The sequence below is a fragment of the Companilactobacillus muriivasis genome, assembly GCF_036246245.1.
Taxonomy (GTDB): Bacteria; Bacillota; Bacilli; order Lactobacillales; family Lactobacillaceae; genus Companilactobacillus; species Companilactobacillus muriivasis.
In genome coordinates this window covers 1-18169 of record NZ_BTTQ01000017.1, presented here as the reverse complement: position 1 = coordinate 18169, position 18169 = coordinate 1, and the positions used below count along the sequence as shown (strand labels likewise).

Sequence of the window (18169 nt, the reverse complement as noted above, 5' to 3'; positions counted from 1 at the left end):
ATAAAAGCATTACCTAGTGGCCTTATCAGGCAACTAGATAATGCTTCGCATTGAAAAAAACTATTTTTTCCACCACATCTCAAGTGGCTCAAGAGGTGTGATCTATTTTTGTGCTTTCAACCTTTAGATCTTTATATAAAAAGTCCTGATTTAACTGATGTACTAAACACTGAAAGATTAGTATTATCTGCCGTTTCCAGAGCTGAGAACTAGTTTTTTTAGGATTAATAATCAAATTATTTAAATACCTTACTTATTGAAATTTCCAAACTATTCAATGAATTTTAACATTAATAAATACATGTTAGCATCCCAAATATTATGATTGTTCAACAAGTTGATAATTTAACCAAAAATCAATCAAAAAATACACTAGCCGGAGGCTGGCAGTAATGCAGTCTGCTGTGCAGGTGGTATGAGTGCGCCAGCACTTATACCACGGGACGAATTTTTAAATTCGCGGTCTTGGCGAAGTTAAAAATCGAGGTGAGAGACCTTGGCTCGCACCGGTCCCCATAGCTGACTGACATTACTGCCAGCCTCCGGCGGCCTTCCCAAACAATCTAAATTATATGTTTTTAATACCACATGTCAATTTCATCAAAATAATTTTGTCAAAATATAAAGTCGGATATAATCAAAAAACTATCTTATTATTTTTAAGTTTTAGCTCCTGATTTCCTGTATAATCACCTTCGTAGGAGGATTTGAATAATGCCAGATGCAAGTAATGCAAAGACATTCAGATGGTGGAATATTGCCTTACTAGGTTTTACCACTGTTTGGGGTCTTAATAACGTTATTAACAACTTTGCCAACCAAGGTTTAGCTGTTATAACTTCATGGATTTTGATCATGATTCTATACTTTGTCCCATACACTTTGATGGTTGGTCAATTGGGATCAGCCTTTCAAAATGCTGGCGGGGGTGTCAGCTCTTGGGTCAAAGCACTATCCAATAACAAGCTAGCTTATTTCGCTGCTTGGACTTATTGGGTTGTTCACGTTCCATACCTTGCTCAAAAGCCACAAATTATCATGGTTAGTTTGAGTTGGTTATTTAAGGGTAATGGTTCATTTATCAAAACTAGTTCCCCATTATTAGTTCAAGGAGCCAGTTTAATTATCTTTCTAGCTTTCGTTTGGTTAGCTAGTAAAGGTACTGCCACTCTAAATAATTTAGGTAGTATTGCCGGTATCGCTATGTTTACTATGTCAATGCTATTCATTATCTTGGGTGTCAGCGCACCATTTATCACTCATGTTCAAATTGCTACACCTAACATGACTGATATTCATACATATATACCGAAATTCGACTTTCAATACTTTACGACAATTTCCATGTTAGTCTTCGCCGTTGGTGGTTCTGAAAAGATTTCACCATACGTTAACAAGACTAAGAATGCTTCCAAAGAATTCCCACTTGGTATGATTATCTTAGCTGTCATGGTTGCTGTTTCAGCCATTCTAGGATCATTTGCTATTGGCATGATTGTTAACTCAAACCATATTCCAGCAGATTTGATGGCTAACGGTGCTTACCAAGCCTTCCAATTCTTAGGTAACAGTTTCCACGTTGGTAACTTGTTCGTTTGGGCTTTTGCGATTACTAATACCGTTGCTTCAGCCGCTGCCCTTGCTATTTCAATTGATGCTCCATTGCGTATGCTTTTAGGTGATGCTGATTCTAAATTCATCCCTAAGGCACTTTCAAAGAAAAACAAGCGTGGCGTAGCAATCAACGGTTACAAGATGACTGCTGTTCTTGTTTCTATCTTGATTGTCGTTCCTGCTCTTGGTATCAATGGTATGAACGATTTATATAACTGGTTGTTGAACCTTAACTCAATCGTTATGCCTATGCGTTACCTATGGGTATTCTTCGCATTCATGATGCTTTCAAAGCACATCGAAAGTTTCCAATCAGATTATATGTTTGTTAAGAACAAATACGTTGGTTTTGGATTAGGTCTCTGGACTTTCTTCCTAACAGCCTTCGCATGTATCTTAGGTATGGTTCCTAAGATGAATATGGCACAAGATCCATCATCATGGTGGTTCCAATTGGCACTTAACATCATCACACCAATTGCTTTGATCACTCTTGGTTTGATTCTACCTGCTATTGCCAAACGTACTAATAAAGATTTAGACGAAGCTTAAACTTAATTGCCTCTCTGCACAGGCGATTTTATAGGACTATCAGTTAATTCTGATGGTCCTTTTTTTTGCCGTCTCCAGAGATGAGAGTATTTACCTGCTATGCGGACCGGCCTGAGCCAAAGTTCGGTCTCAGACCTCGGTTTGAAGCCTTACCAAAACCAGGTAAGTCTCCAAACTCGCCCGGTGGTGTAATGGCTAAAGCCATAACGCCACACCCACAGCTGGTGAATACTCTCATCTCTTCCAACTAATTTTCTTATATTGAATAATTCTCTCTATAAATGATTCACTAAAACTTCCAAATCACCTTATTAAGACATCTATGCAAATAAAAGCTCACTAAACAAAAAAGAAGCCAGACCACAATTCAAGCGGTCTGACTTCTATTAATATCTAAAACACATTTTCAATTCATACATTAAATCAATTAAAACCAAAACCCCAGCCACAGGTTGCCAGAAATTTCACCAGCAGTGAAAATATTATAATGACGCAAGTCATTATAATATAGGGCGACTTGGAGACTTACCGGGTTGTGGTAAGGCTTCAAGTCGAGGTTCGAGACCGTACTTTGGCTCGGACCGGTACTCACAGCAGGTGAAAATTGCTGGCAACCTGTGGCGGCATCCTTCAAAAACCTAATCACTAGAACTGTCAGAACTTGAAGATGTATCAGAAGAAGATGTCGATGATGAAGATGAACTGTTGGAATTTCCGTTGGCATCTATTTTGACATCTGGTACATTGCCACCATAGCTTCTAATTTCATTCATAATATCAACCAACTTCTGCTTTTGATCAGCTTTATCTGAATCATCGTTCTTATAAGCATCCTTAACCTTCTGCAATTGTGAATTGTACTGTGGCATCAACTTATCGACCATTGACTGTCGCTTCTGAGCACGTTCTGTCTCGATTGCTTCCTTCTCAGCCTCGTACTTCGCAACTTTCTTATTATCCTTAGCTGCTTGGAACATGGCCTGACTCATATTCAGATCCTTTTGTAATTCCAAAATCTGCTTATTGAAATCAATCTTGGCACTCTGGCGCTTAACATTGGCGTTGAGATAACGAATCTTCTGCAATTCACTCAACTTACTATTGTATTGTGATTCCTTAGTGATTGGAGACTCATTATATTTATCGATGGCTTTTTGAACCTTATCTTCACGACTAAATTCTTCTTTCTTAGTTAGGTGATAGATAATTCGATAATCAAGGTTATAAAGTCGGTTCGTGTTCTTATCTTCTTGATCGGTATTATATTTCGAAAAGTCGTTATCAATAATATCTTGAATACTTGGTTTTTCATTACTTGCTTTGACAGAAATATTACTGCCGCTGACTGTGATGGTACTTGGTTTCTTGAAGTTAGTTTCCTTTTGCTTCGTATAATCGACCATGTACTCACCTTCAGCTTTGAAAGCCTGCATCGTTAAGGCATCTTCACTCTGTGTCAAAGTTGAAGGCACATCGTTACCAGTCCAGTTAGCAATTGTGAAATTAGGTGTCATCCCAACAAAGTAGGAATCTTTCGTATCATCAGTCGTACCAGTTTTACCAGCCGTGTACTTATAGTTATCCAATGCCGCTGCTTTACCCAACCCATCAGTAATAACTGATTGCATGGTATTAAGCATCATATAACTGGCATTCTTCGTATAAACGTCCTTTTTCATGTGCGTATTTTGATAAATAAAACGGTCATTGTCATTATCGTAAATACTCGACAGATTACTTGGATGAATGAACTGCCCACCACGTGAGAATGAGCTGTATGCGGAGGCCATTTCAGTCGTTGTTGTCCCATACTTGAATGAGCCAATTGCCAAACGCGGATCATCTTTTTGTTCGGGACTCAAACGAGCAAATTCCATTTTAACTAAGTCATCATAATAAGTATGCTTAGTATCCGAAGCTGCTAATTTGTATGCAATTGTATTAATTGAGTTTTCCAAAGCATGACGTAAAGTATTGCTACCTGTATAACCGCTATACCAGTTATGAATCACTGGACTTCCGACCGCCGAATCAATTACGGTACTCTGAGGGAAATATCCCCGTTCAAAAGCTGGAGCGTAGGCAACTATCGGCTTGGCTGTGGAACCAGGTTGACGATAACCACTTATCGCACGATTAACTTGGTCCCCATTAGTTGTTCGTCCACCGACTATCGCTATAACGTCGCCAGTTTTGTTATCAACGACGGTACTAGATACTTGTGGCGTTAACTTTCCATGGACATCCCTGCCTGTATAAGCCTTATACGTATTATTGACTAATTGCTCAATCTTATTTTGAACAGTTTCATCAATCGTTGTTCTAATCGTATAACCACCATCCATCAATTGACCATGAGCACGCTCGTAAGCTTGTTGGTAACTGGTGTTATAGGCGTTACGGTCAGCGTTATCCTTAAAATCATAACGCATCGTGAAACCAGCTGACTTCATCAATTCCTCAGTCGCATTAAAGACGGCGTAACTTAACGCATAATTATTGGAAACATCATTGTCATAACGCTTCTGATTAATTTTCAAACCTAATGGGCGCTTACGTGCAGTCAAATAAGTCTTTTTAGAAATCAAACCACGTTGATGAAAGATATAAAGAATCATATTACGGCGTTTTATCGTCCGTTGCGGTGCGGCTACTGGATCATAGTAAACTGGATTATTAGGGATGCCGACTAGCACAGCCAATTTATCGATTGATAAATCCTTCTGATCCTGTGAAAAATAATAATCAGAGGCAGCACTGAATCCGTAAGAACCATGTCCCATATAGACATCATTGATGTAGAACTCGAGAATCTGTTTCTTGGTAAATTTCTTCTCCAGTTGTTGGGCAATAACCATTTCTTTCAACTTACGCGTTAGATTTTGTGATTGATCCTGCAAAATAACATTCTTAACTAGTTGTTGCGTTAAGGTCGAACCACCTTCAGTTCGGCGGTGCAAAACGGTTGAAACGGTCGAACGCAGAATACCATACAAATCAACACCATGATGAATGTAGAAACGTTGGTCTTCCACAGCTACCAATCCCTTGCTAATACCAGGATTAATGTCATTTATATCAGTATAAGTGGAACTCGACTGTGACAGTTTCTTGATTTCTTTACCGTTACGGTCATATATAACGGTCGAATTTTTAGGATGAAAGTCTGACTTCTTCAAACCTTGGCTGTATGAATAGCCATCAGCAATTGTATTTCTAATATCATAGCCGTATTTCCACCAGAAAGCCCCAACACTCAAAACAATTAATAAAATGATTGTTAAAAGTATCCACGGCCATTTTTTTCGTTTTTTAATTAATCTGTGTTCCATTTTTTTCTTACGCATAATTAGCCCCTAATTAACATAGAATGTTATTCCAGAAGAGATTTGTGACATCAAATTAGACAAGTCTGATGAACTAATTTGCATACCATTGTTGTAACTTGTGCCTCCAGCATAGATGAATCCAAGTGTTGACCCATTGCCAAAGTAAATTGAACTGTTCAATGCTGAATTATTCTTGAACCAGAATACCGGTGTGGCTGAATTGAAATCAGCTGTCGTATTATCTGGATCAGTGATATTCATTGAAGTAAAGTCGCTTTCGCTAGCGTTCGAAATATACTGTCCAAAGTCACTATTGCTACTATCTGTAACGATTGCATCCGAGCTACCGGCATTAACGAGTTTCTTAATCGTATACTTGCCGGAACTAACTTGTGAACTAATAACATTAGCGTAACCATCTTGAGCCACATACTTACCACTGACTTTAGTCATCAACGCCAAAGTATTCTTGCTTGAGTTGTAGTAAAGGACATTCTTACCAGTGATACCAGCCTGTGTTAAAGCATCTGATGCGCCAGTAGTTGAATTGAGACTGCCAACAATATCGACAGTGGCAGGAGTATATTTCTCCGTCAAAGGTGAATTTCTTAGTGCTTCTAGTTCTTGCTTAACTGCTGCAACTCGAGAACTCTCACCTTGATGATTGGCAAAGTAGTCATCCATCTTCGTAACAGCCTCGGTCCAGCGTTTTTTAACCGTCTTATTTTTGACCAGTTTATAATAAGTATTAACCATTGAGATTTTCTTAAAACTCAAACTCGAGTTATCGGCCGTATAGGCATTCCAAGTCTTACTCAAATACTTGTCAGCATCCTGAGTTTGTTCATACCATATCTGAATCGTATCGAGTTTATTACGCTGCTTTTGATAAACGTCTTGATTCTTCTCTTTTAACAACGTCTTATCCAAATTATTGATGGTATCACTCGTCACATCATCACGATAGTCACTTTTGCCGTCATATAACGCGTTAACATCTTTCGTCCGATCCTTACGAGCCTGAATATAGTTCTCGAGCTCATGATATTTTTGAATATTGCTCTTCGTAATCACGTAACCATCGCTGACATTGATCACCTTGCCGATAAAATCCAATGAGCGATAGTTTAAATCAGTCTTTAAAACTTCCAATTCTTTATCCTGATATTGACTAGATATTTTTGAAGTCACAACTGCATTGACGACACCACGTGAAAGCATGATAAAAAAGATGATGGCCGTTACTACACCAACAATGCCAGCACTCACCATCAAATAATGCTCTGATTTCGTCCTACTCTTTAAATCTTTCTTATCTTTCATTATTTTCCCCAAATATCTAGTTCATCTTGTTATTATATATAGTAAATTATCCTACAAATAAAGGGTGGAAATTTTGAAAAAATTAAACAAAAAATATATTAAATGGATCATTATTCTTCTCTTACTAGTAATAATTGTATCCTCATATGCCCTTAACCTAGGAAAAATCAAAGATAAGACGGTCGATGGCATTGCTTCACTCACCATTCCGTTCTCCCTGATTGTTAATCCTAAAAACATTGATGAAGATATTGCACCCAAAGCCGTTGATATTGATGACGGCGACATGACTAAGGCCAAACAGCAAGCTATCAACTTAGTTAGTACTATCAATGATGACTATGATAATACGAAAGAGCTCTCATTCTTATCCAATGACCAAGAAAAAACTTTGTTGAAAAAGGTTCATGAGAAACCCCATCGCTACATTGCCAAAATGACCCTACTCAACTTTGGAAAAGATTCCGTTGGCAAATACATCACTATCAGCTGCAATCGATACGATGATACGAAAAATATTGTCAGCTATCGTTATCGTCTTTACTACCATGGCGACACGATTAAATCAGCTAAGTATCTCAATACCAAGTCTAACAAGTATCCACCAAAATTTGTTATTTCAAATATCGAATTAGGCAAATCTGGTAACGATCAGGCTAAAGCTTTCTTGCAACGTTTAAAGACAGCCATTATCAACTCGAATTTGACCGCAACTAATGCCAATGAACCCGGTAACTTCAATCAAATATCAATCAACTTAGGATTGAACCCTGATAATAGTAATAATGGCTTATATGCTTTAGCTAAAAATTCCAATGCCCGTGTCAGCAATTCTAGTATTGTTGGTTATCAGATTTCCGATGTACCTCGATACACGCGGGTTTATATTAAGCAATTAAGTAAGGACAATAGTTATTACTATACATTAACTTTTAGCCGCAATAGTGGACGTTTTATTAATTTCCAAAAGGGGATTATTTCTACTGACGGTAATAATTAATTTATTGAAGATAACCGTGGTGCTAGTTAAATATTCCGTCTACAGAACTGGGAAATATTCACTAGCTGTGCGGAACGGCCCGAGCCAAAGTGCGGTCTCGAACCTCGGTTTGAAGCCTTGACACAGTCCGTCAAGTCTCCAAACACGTCCGGTGGTATAAGTACGGGAGAATCCTCCCGTACTTATACCACTACCACGGCACACAAATATTTCCCAGTTCTTCCGACTAATTAATCATCAATAATTGAATGTAAAAGTATACAAATGTATTAATATTTAAGCTATTTAAACTATGTAATACTCGTAATAAATCATCAACTAGCATCGGTTTAATTAAGTAGCATAAGTTAGTTGGAAGAGTTGAGAGTATTCATCAGCAGTGAAAGTGGCGTTATTGCTTTAGCAATTACACCACCGGGCGTGTTGGAGCCCTGCCGATTTTGCAGGGCTTCAACCGAGGTTCGAGACCGCATTTCGGCTCGAACCGTACCGTGCAGTAGATGAATACTCTCAACTCTGGAAACGGCCAATTTCAAAATATTTTCACTAAAAAAGACAATTTATCTTCTGAACTTTCAGAAAATGAATTGTCTTTTATTTTTTCTTGCTATTGTTAACCAAAATACTATCGATAATTTGTTGTAAAGTCACCTGCGCCATACTGTCTTCAGCATTCTTTTGAATCTGATCATATATATCAGTCAAAGTTTCTTGAATATTGCCACCGACAATACAGGCTGGGTTAGTTTTTTCGTCGATATGTAAGAGGTTTTGATTATCTTCCATCACTTTATAAACGTCCAAAAGTGTAATCTCATCTGCTGGTCGGCCCAGTTTCGGTGCTACTACTCCAGGTCGACTGACTAACAAGCCAGCTTTACTTAAACGTGACATCATTCGACGCACTAAACTAGGATTGGATTCAATACTACCAGCAATCGCAGCGCTAGAGAGATCTCCGTCTTTACAAATATCGATATAAGCTAATATGTGGACTCCATCGCTTAGTTTATTGGAAAATTTCATATTTAAACGCCTCCTAGTAAAAAAATATCTTTTATTATCATAGCATTAGGCGCTTAGATGACAAACTATTCATTAATAACTGTTTGAATGGCATCTGAAATTGGTGTCAAATCACGGCCTAGTACATCTGGTAAATCAGTTGTTTCTTCTTGTAAGGCACCTTCAGAAATCAAATCTTGAATTGAAATGATAATACCGATTGTCATTTCGTCCATTCCGGCAGCCTTAAGTTGTTCTTTGTACTCATCATCAGTAATTGAAGCGGTCTTTACATCACCCATAGCTTGAGCTAAATCTGCATATGTACGACTCTTACCGGCAAATTCATAGACTTTTTTAGGATCGGCAGTAGCTAAAACTTTAGCAGCGGCTTCTGAATATTCACTTTCCAAAGCCCAACCTACTTTACTGTCGCCAGTTGAATAAACTAAAGCTTGTCCATTAACCGCAGCCTTCAAGCCAGCACCGTCATTTTCCAAATACCAGTTGTTGCGTAAGAACGAATAGTCCATCCCTGATGCCTTGATAAGTTTTTCAGATGCGATATGATCAGCAGCCAAAGGAACTGTTGTCTCGTCAGCATGTGGGAAACTTGTATAAGCAATGTATTTTACACCAGCATTTTTAGCAGCTGTAATTGCATTCTCATGTTGTGTTAAACGAGCTACTGGTCCACCCGGTTGAGATGAAATTAGAAGTAGACGATCAACACCTTTTAGGGATGCTTCAAGTTGTTTTTCGTCAGTATAATCTCCAGGGCGTACTTCGACGCCTTCTGGAACAATTGCTTCTGCCTTTTTGGTATTACGTGCTAAAGCGATGATGTCTGTTGGTGCTACTAGTTTTGCTAATTTCTTGATTGCATTTTGTCCAAAGCGGCCGGTAACGGCTGTAATTGCGTATTTTGTCATTGATATTATCCTTCTCTCTAATAGATGTTACTTTATTATTAACTTGTTATTATTATAATAACATCTTATTTCTTAGATGCAAGGATTTTGGTTTCTGAGGATATAAAAAAATCGGTTCCTTGGGGATTAGGCCTTGGAATCGATTTTTTTGTTTTGTTGTTGAATTTAGTTAGTTGATTTAGTTTAGTTTTAGTTTTGGAACTGGTGATGCTTTTGGTTATATAGGCGGTGGCTCTAAAACGAGTTCCGACAGGGCAACTCCTTCCGCTTTTCATAAAAAAGTAAATCGCCCGCTAAGTTCGGCGTGCAATTCACTTATTTACGAAAATGCTCGGGAGCTGACCGCCCTGTCTCCACTCTCTAGTTTGTCCACACGTCATTTACTTCAATTGTCTGTTCTCTATCTGGACCAACTGAAACTGTAGCGTATTCAACGCCTAATTGATCTTTAACAAAGTCCAAATAATCTCTGGCTGCTTGTGGCAACTCTTCCAAGCTCTTGGCTTGTGTCATATCTTCATCCCAACCTGGGAATGTCTTATATACTGGTTTACATTTTGCTAAAACGTTCAAGTTTGCTGGATATTCGTCGATAATCTTACCGTTCAAATCGTAGCCTGTGCAGACTTTGATTTCTTTTAGTCCTGTTAGAACGTCAAGACAATTAAGTGATAAGTGTGTTACTCCGGCAACGTTACATGAATGTTTTAGAACAACTAGGTCCAACCAACCAACACGACGTGGACGGTGTGTAACTGTTCCATATTCATGGCCGGCTTCACGTAGGAAATCTCCAGTATCGTTTAATTGTTCTGTTGGGAATGGACCAGCACCAACTCGTGATGTATAAGCTTTAACAACTCCGATTACATTGTCGATCAATGGAGCACCGACTCCGGCACCTGTTGTTACACCACCAGCAGGGTTTGATGAAGTTACATAAGGATAAGTACCATGATCAATATCAAGCATGATTCCTTGTGCGCCTTCAAATAGGACGTTTTTACCGTTCTTTAATTCCCTGTTCAAATAGGCAGATGTGTCGATAACACGATCTTTTAAGTCTTGACCAATTTGATAATACTTTTCAAAAATATCATCAAAGTTCATTGGTTCAGCACCGTAGATTTTAGTAAATAGTTCATTCTTTTGCTTAAGGTTTTCTGTCAATAATTCCTTGAACAACTCTTTATCAAGAATATCAGCCATTCTAATACCCACACGTGAAGCTTTGTCAGTATAAGCAGGTCCAATACCTCTATTAGTTGTTCCGACCTTAGAATCGCCTTTAGCAGCTTCTTGAAGCTTATCTAGTTCGATATGGTAAGGCAAAATTAACTGTGCACGGTTAGAAATTTTTAGGTTAGTTGTATCAACGCCTTGTTCGTGAAGACGACCAAGTTCTTCTTGAAGTGACTCAAGGTTTAAAACAACCCCATTTCCAATAACACTAGTCTTATCTGAATACAAAATACCTGATGGAACAGATCTCAATTTGTAAACATGATTATCGATATTGAGTGTGTGTCCGGCATTATCTCCACCTTGGTAACGTGCAATAATGTTAGCTTCACCACTGAAATAATCGGTAATCTTTCCTTTACCTTCATCGCCCCATTGAGTACCTACTACAACAACTGTTGTCATATTTCTTCTACACCTACACTATTTAATTTTCTGGAACATTCGCAATCGATGAAAACTTATTATAAGATTTCACGAACAATAATTTAGCTGTCCCACGAGGACCCGAACGGTTCTTACTGATGATGACTTCGACTTCACCAACATCTTGATCTTCCGGATCCTCTTGAGGCTCACTATTATTGTCATCACCATCTTCATCACGATAATAATCATCACGATAAAGGAAGGCTACGATATCGGCATCCTGTTCAATTGAACCAGATTCACGGATATCTGACAACATTGGTCGCTTATCTTGACGAGCTTCAACACCACGGGAAAGCTGTGACAATGCGATTATTGGAACATGTAATTCTTTTGCTAATTTTTTTAAATTACGAGAAATAACCGAAACTTCTTGTTGTCTATTTTCTTGACCAGTACCTTCGATCAGTTGCAAATAATCGATGATAACTAAATCCAAATTACCGCTTTCCTTCAAAAGTCGACGACATTTTGATCTAATTTCAGCCATCTTAATACCAGGAGTATCGTCGATATAGACGTTAGTCCGTGACAAACTACCCATGGCAACAACTAAACTGTTCCATTGATTCTCATCCAACTTACCAGTTCTCAACGCATTGGCATCAATACTACCTTCAGAACAAAGCATACGGTTAACCAACGATTCAGCACCCATTTCCAAAGAGAAAATAGCAACTGTGGCATTAGACTTTGTAGCCGCATTCTGAGCCAAGTTCAAAGCAAAGGCAGTTTTACCAACACCAGGACGGGCAGCAAGGATAATTAATTCATCCTTATGAAAACCAGTTGTCATGGCATCTAGATCTTTATAACCAGTTGAAAGTCCAGTAACATCACTGTCTTGATCATAGAGTTTATCAATCTCTTCAAATGAAGACTTTACAACATCTGAGATTCTTCTGAAACCTTTGTGATTTCGGTTTTCAGAAACATCCATGATTTCTTTTTCGGATAAATCGATAATACTATCAACATCTTCATCCTCTTCAAAACTCCGTTGAACAATTCCTGTGGCAGCATTGATCAGACGACGCAAAGTCGACTTGTTCTTAACGATTTTGGCATAATAAGTCGTATTAGCGGCTGTTGGTACGGCACTAGCTAGTTCAGCTAAATAACTGACTCCACCAATATCCTCAATTTGATTTAAACGATCAAGTTCATTTTGAACCGTCACAACATCGACTGGCTCTTCCTCATCGTTTAAATTCATCATGGCTTGGAATACTAATTGATTGGCATGTTGATAAAAATCTTCAGCCTCAACGTATTCCATTGCTTCGATTAAAGCATCCTGACTAAGAAAAACCGCTCCTAATACGGCTTGCTCGGCATCCTTATCATTGGGCGGTATTCTTGAAGTTATATCATTATTCATTTATTCCTACTTCTTTTCAGCAACATGTACACGAATGGTTGCTTCAACACCTTCAAACAATTTAACAGGAACGTTAATGTATCCGAGTGCCTTAACACCATCAGCTAATGTCATCTTGTGTTTATCAGCTTTGATACCATATTGGTTATTTAATTCTTCAGCAATCTTCTTAGTTGTTACTGAACCGAATAGACGGCCATCAGTACCAGCTTTAGCGGAAATTTCAACAACTGTCTTGTCGTCTTCAATCTGGGTCTTTAAAACCTTAGCTTCAGCTTTTTCAGCTTCATAATCCTTAGCCTCACGGTTTTGTTCAGCCTTTAATTTAGCAACATTAGCAGTTGTAGCTTCAATTGCCTTTTTATTCTTAATTAGGAAGTTTTGGGCGTAACCATCAGCAACATTCTTTAGTTCACCCTTCTTACCTTTACCTCTAACATCTTCTAGGAAAATAACTTTCATATTATATGAATCCTCCTCTTAGTTCTTCTTATTAGATTCAGTCAATACATCAACTAATTGATTTTTGACATCCTCGACCGTTGAATCAGAAATTTGAGTTGCGGCATCAGACAAGTGTCCACCACCGCCAAGTTTCTCCATAATGACTTGAACATTAACATTTCCCAAACTACGTGCTGAAATACCAACACGACCATCTGGACGTTTGCTAATAACAAATGATGCTTCAACATTATCTAATGATAACAATGTATCTGCTGCTTGGGCAACAATAACTGGATCGTAAGATTGGTCTTCTTCGCCAAAACATACTGCCATGTTGCCATTGACCATCGTAATTGTTTCGATTAAATGACTCTTTTGAATAAACGAATCGATATTCTCTTTCAAAACATTTTGAATGACGGTCTCATCAGCACCAACTGAACGCAAGTAACTGGCGGCATCAAAGGTTCTAGTACCCGTTCTGAGTGAGAATGACTTAGTATCAACTGTAATACCAGCCAACAACGCCGTAGCCTCGATTTTTTCGATGGCTTTTTTATTCTTAGGCTGATATTCAAGCATTTCGGTAATCAATTCACTCGTTGATGAAGCATATGGTTCGATATAGATTAGCATTGGATTCTCTGGGAATTCCTCGCCACGTCTATGGTGATCGATAACAACAACTTTATTATTATCACCCTTAAACAAATCAGGATTGATGGAGATACTCTGTTTCGAGTGATCAACCATAACAATCAAAGTTCTAGGCGTCTTGATAGTCTCAGATTCCTCTGGTGAAATAATATCCTTTTTAATATTAGGATCTTCATCAATCATACCAAGCAAACGACTAACGTCAGAATGCAAAGTGTTGGGATTGATAACAATCTTACATGGAGTATTATTCATCATTGCAATCCGTCTGATACCAAGGGATGAACCCAATACATCCATATCAGGATGCGAGTGCCCCATAACAATAACTTGGTCGCTATCCTTGAGCAATTCTTGGAGTGCTTCACTAATCATTCTAGCACGAACACGTGTTCTTTTCTCCATTGGATCGGTATTTCCGCCGTAGAAACGAGCCTTTTCACCAATTTCTTTAACGACGACCTGATCGCCACCACGTCCAAGAGCCAAGTTAAGGTTCTTCTGTGCTTCATCATTCAACTTATGTAAATCATCAACACCATATGAGAAACCCATACTTAGTGTCAATGGCACATTTTGTTGTGATGTGTATTCACGAATAATATCCAGAATCTTAAAGCCATTCTTTTCCATATCAAAAATCCGACCTGTGTAGGCCATGATAAAGAAGTGGTCATCATCGATACGTTTCAAGAACATCTGCTGCTCTGAAGCCCAATTCGACAATTCGTTGGTAATATAATTATCCAAATTAGAGATATCACGGTCACTCATGGACTGAGTAATTTCCGCGTAGTTATCCAAATATACTTGCCCGATAACTGAACGATTTTCTTCATATCTCTTTTCAATTTTAGAGTAGTGCGTAATATCCATTAAATAGATGACTTTCAGTTCCGTTTGAACCTGTACCAAATAATACTTGTCATCGATTTGAATCGTTTGGTTCCCCGCAGGATCTTCACCATCAACCATACTGGCTAATTTAGCCGATACATCTCCGATGGTCATACTGTTAGATGGATTAAATCCTGTCTCTTCAACAAAGTAAGGGTTCACCCACTGAATCTGTTTATCAGTGTCATATAGAAGTATTCCTAATGGATACTCTACAAAACTGTTATCTGTTCCTCGATCAATTCGATACTGCAAATTGTTAGTATACTTACCTGCTTTTTCACCCAATAATAGGAATAAATAAACAAATAAAATTAACGAGATAATTACTAGTATAGCCTGAATGTAACCGGCTACAGAGCCGTGAATCAAACCAACTATTAATATCGAAAATAACATAACAATCAAAGAGACCGCCGTAAGTTGAGTTGAATGATCAACTCGTGAAAGGAAGAATTTCAGATTAGCTTTTATCTTTTTCATAATAGTCCCCTCTTAGATATACCCTTTAATTTTATCACAGGCGACTTCTTCTTTCTTCATATATAGTGCTGAAAATAACTATTAAAGAAAGCGGTTTATCTAAAACTTATCATCTTTAACAACATGTATCAGATGTCTTTCCCATAAATACATAAATCCACTGAAAAAAATGGTAAAAAACAACGCTTCAAGCAATTCTTGACGACTAAATAGCACGGCCAGAAAACTACGTTTTGAAAATTCTAGAAATGAACTGATTATCCAAAAAGTAAAAAAGTCGAGCGGCAACATCCTCAACCACTTCAGGCGAATTTGCTTTATTTTCTGTTCCTTATTTTGCTTAGTAGTTTCTTGATCAATTAAACCAAGCCGACGTAACGGAATCACCGAACATAAAATTGCAATCCATGAAACCGATAACAATTGAATTAATATAATTATATAAAAGAAATTTTCAAAATCATTTACCAATCCTGCTGCAGCATATGAAAAGCTAGCAATCGCAAACAAGAACTCAAAAACAAACAATACAATTACTGTCCTAATTGAATTTCGACCAATTTCATTCTTGACCCGTTCATCTATCACTCCAGGAATTCCAAAGAACTTTTTGATTACTTTATCATCCCACTTAGTCTTCATCTTGCTCCCTCCAAAAAAGCGTATTCAAATCAGTCTTCAATATCCAAGCCAGTTTGAGACACAGATCTAAAGACGGATTATACTTATCGTTTTCAATTAGATTAATAGTCTGCCTCGCTACACCAGCCCTTTCAGCCAGAGCCATTTGCGACAACTTTAAACTACGACGATATTCACGAACGTGATTCATCCATTCACCCTTCATTTCAAAAAGTCATATATATATTACATTTGAATTGTAGGACTTAAAAATAATTATGTCAATTATATATGACATTTTATTGATAAAAATAGACCCCAAGCTCAGTCAGTTTATGACCGTCATCAGGATCAAATGGATTTTGCTTTTGAGGGTTTAAAAAAAGACCACCGAAAAGTGGTCTTTAATTAATTTTCAAAAAATTAGTCTTCAGCAACGAATGGAAGTAGAGCCATGATTCTTGCTCTCTTGATAGCTACAGTCAAAGCACGTTGGTTCTTAGCACTTGTACCTGTAACACGTCTAGGTAAAATCTTACCACGTTCTGAGATAAATCTCTTTAGTAAGTCTGTATCTTTGTAATCGATGTATTCGATATGGTTAGCAGCGATGAAGTCAACTTTACGTCTTCTACGTCCGCCTCTTCTTTGTTGGGCCATTATTAATTGCTCCCTTCTATATTAAAATGGTAAATCATCATCAGAAATGTCAATTGGTTTACTGTTGTCAGCAAATGGATCAGCATTACTGCTGTTATTATTGTTAGATTGATTATTGTTATTATTATTTGTATTGCTGTTGTAATTACCACCATTAGCAGGGGCATTGTTGCCACCGTTAAAGTTGTTATTACTGTTATTATTTACTGGAGACTGATTTGATTGGTTAGAATTATTGTAGCTAGGTGCTTGATTATTATTTGAATAATTGTTACCACTACCAGAATCACGTCTTTCACTTTCAGCACGAGATTCAAGCAAGGAGAAGTTTTCTACAATAACATCTGTTCTGTAGACTCTTTGACCTTGTTGATTATCATATGAACTCGTTTGGATACGTCCATCAATACCGACAAGCGAACCCTTCTTAGTGAAGTTGACAAAGTTCTCGGCAGCTTTTCTCCAAATAGTACAACCGATAAAATCGGCATCACGTTCCCCTTGAGAATTTGTGAATTGTCTGTTTACAGCAACTGTAAAACTGGCAACCGCAGCTCCGCTAGAAGTATATCTCAATTCAGGATCACGTGTCAGGCGTCCAACTAAAACTACTCGATTAATCATTTATCTGCCTCCTTAAAATGTTTCACGTGAAACAAGTTTAGTCTTCGCGTCTAACGATCATGTGACGAAGAATGTTATCTTCAATCTTTGAAAGACGGTCGAATTCGTTAACTGCTTCATCGTTATCAGATTCAGCATTTACGATATGGTAAATACCTTCTTTGTAATTAGCGATTTCGTATGCTAAGCGTTTCTTTTCCCAGTCTTTTGAGTCGATTACTTTGGCGCCGTTGTCAGTAAGGATCTTATCGAAACGATCGATCAATACCTTCTTTGCGTCTTCTTCCATATCAGGTTTAATGATATATGTGATTTCGTAATGTGCTTCAGCCATGACTGTACACCTCCTTATGGTCTAATGGTCCCTTCCTATTGGAAAGGACAAGGAGCATAAATTAACTACATTTTATACTCACGAATGATAATTTTATCATAAGTTGTCTGTAATTACTAGGACTAATTCTGGTTTAAAAATTATAAATATGCCGTCTCCGGTTGGCAGAAATATAGTCCTGCTATGGGACCGGCGCAAGCCTTGCGTCTCGCGCCTCGATTTTGAGCCGAAAATCACGTCTCAAAACTCGTCCTGTGGTGTAATGGCTAAAGCCATAACGCCACCTCCATTGCTAGACTATCTTTCTGCCAACCTACGACTAAGTCTTAGTCACAGTGTTTAATATTTCATCATCCATAATCAAATTTTAATCCATAGCTGCCAGCATGTTTAATAAATGAGTATGTATTCAAAATTACTGCTCAATAAAAATGTCGACCACCGCAGACTTAGCCGGAGGGTTTGAGAGAATCTATCCGCCGTGCAAGTGGCGTTATTGCTTTAGCAATTACGGTTCTATACTTTCTGGTATTGATGAATAATCAATACCAGTTTTTTTATGTCTTTTTCTAAGCAAAACAAAAGAACATTACTGTTCTCATGTTAGGATTTAAGCGACCAAACCCAATCCAAGGAGAG

15 protein-coding genes are annotated in these 18169 nt (G+C 37.9%); 2 read left to right on the top strand and 13 right to left on the bottom strand.

The features are described from left to right. The first annotated feature begins 714 nt into the window (after positions 1–714). Positions 715–2166, top strand: a complete 1452-nt coding sequence (locus AAA923_RS12215; protein WP_338217488.1) for an amino acid permease — start codon at positions 715–717, stop codon at positions 2164–2166. Positions 2167–2804: 638 nt separating this feature from the next. On the opposite strand, the gene AAA923_RS12210 is transcribed toward AAA923_RS12215, so the two are convergent. Both AAA923_RS12210 and AAA923_RS12205 read right to left on the bottom strand, forming a co-directional pair. Continuing rightward, positions 2805–5513, bottom strand: a complete 2709-nt coding sequence (locus AAA923_RS12210; RefSeq protein WP_338217487.1) for a transglycosylase domain-containing protein — start codon at positions 5511–5513, stop codon at positions 2805–2807. Positions 5514–5522: 9 nt separating this feature from the next. Continuing rightward, positions 5523–6818, bottom strand: a complete 1296-nt coding sequence (locus tag AAA923_RS12205; RefSeq protein ID WP_338217485.1) for a hypothetical protein — start codon at positions 6816–6818, stop codon at positions 5523–5525. 73 nt (positions 6819–6891) lie between these two features. Here AAA923_RS12205 and AAA923_RS12200 point away from each other — a divergent pair, with 73 nt between their 5' ends. Continuing rightward, complete coding sequence (locus AAA923_RS12200) at positions 6892–7818, top strand: hypothetical protein (protein ID WP_338217483.1); 927 nt, start codon at positions 6892–6894, stop codon at positions 7816–7818. Between the two features lie 594 nt (positions 7819–8412). Here AAA923_RS12200 and AAA923_RS12195 read toward each other — a convergent pair. From AAA923_RS12195 to rpsF, 11 genes are all read right to left on the bottom strand, one after another. Next, the gene (locus AAA923_RS12195) at positions 8413–8844 is read right to left on the bottom strand and encodes an Rrf2 family transcriptional regulator (protein ID WP_041498921.1); all 432 of its coding nucleotides are present in this window, start codon (positions 8842–8844) and stop codon (positions 8413–8415) included. Positions 8845–8909: 65 nt separating this feature from the next. Next, on the bottom strand, positions 8910–9755 hold the full coding sequence (locus AAA923_RS12190; RefSeq protein WP_338217481.1) for an NAD(P)H-binding protein: 846 nt from the start codon (positions 9753–9755) through the stop codon (positions 8910–8912). A gap of 360 nt (positions 9756–10115) precedes the next feature. After that, complete coding sequence (locus AAA923_RS12185) at positions 10116–11402, bottom strand: adenylosuccinate synthase (protein ID WP_338217479.1); 1287 nt, start codon at positions 11400–11402, stop codon at positions 10116–10118. A gap of 22 nt (positions 11403–11424) precedes the next feature. Then, complete coding sequence (gene dnaB, locus AAA923_RS12180) at positions 11425–12807, bottom strand: replicative DNA helicase (RefSeq protein WP_338217477.1); 1383 nt, start codon at positions 12805–12807, stop codon at positions 11425–11427. Between the two features lie 6 nt (positions 12808–12813). After that, complete coding sequence (gene rplI / locus AAA923_RS12175) at positions 12814–13269, bottom strand: 50S ribosomal protein L9 (RefSeq protein WP_338217475.1); 456 nt, start codon at positions 13267–13269, stop codon at positions 12814–12816. Between the two features lie 18 nt (positions 13270–13287). Next, a complete protein-coding gene (locus AAA923_RS12170) occupies positions 13288–15291 on the bottom strand; it encodes a DHH family phosphoesterase (protein ID WP_338217473.1) in 2004 nt (667 codons plus the stop codon). 99 nt (positions 15292–15390) lie between these two features. Next, positions 15391–15933, bottom strand: coding sequence for a DUF3278 domain-containing protein (locus AAA923_RS12165; protein WP_338217472.1), 543 nt, complete (start codon positions 15931–15933; stop codon positions 15391–15393). Next, positions 15923–16123, bottom strand: coding sequence for a helix-turn-helix transcriptional regulator (locus AAA923_RS12160; protein WP_338217470.1), 201 nt, complete (start codon positions 16121–16123; stop codon positions 15923–15925). Before AAA923_RS12160 ends, AAA923_RS12165 begins: the two co-directional genes overlap by 11 nt. 212 nt (positions 16124–16335) lie before the next feature. Then, entirely contained in the window at positions 16336–16572 is a 237-nt protein-coding gene (gene rpsR, locus AAA923_RS12155; protein ID WP_041498930.1) for a 30S ribosomal protein S18, read from the bottom strand. A 21-nt stretch (positions 16573–16593) separates the two neighbouring features. Beyond that, positions 16594–17196, bottom strand: a complete 603-nt coding sequence (gene ssb / locus AAA923_RS12150) for a single-stranded DNA-binding protein (RefSeq protein ID WP_338217469.1) — start codon at positions 17194–17196, stop codon at positions 16594–16596. A 37-nt stretch (positions 17197–17233) separates the two neighbouring features. Continuing rightward, a complete protein-coding gene (rpsF, locus tag AAA923_RS12145; protein WP_041498933.1) occupies positions 17234–17530 on the bottom strand; it encodes a 30S ribosomal protein S6 in 297 nt (98 codons plus the stop codon). Positions 17531–18169: the final 639 nt, after the last annotated feature.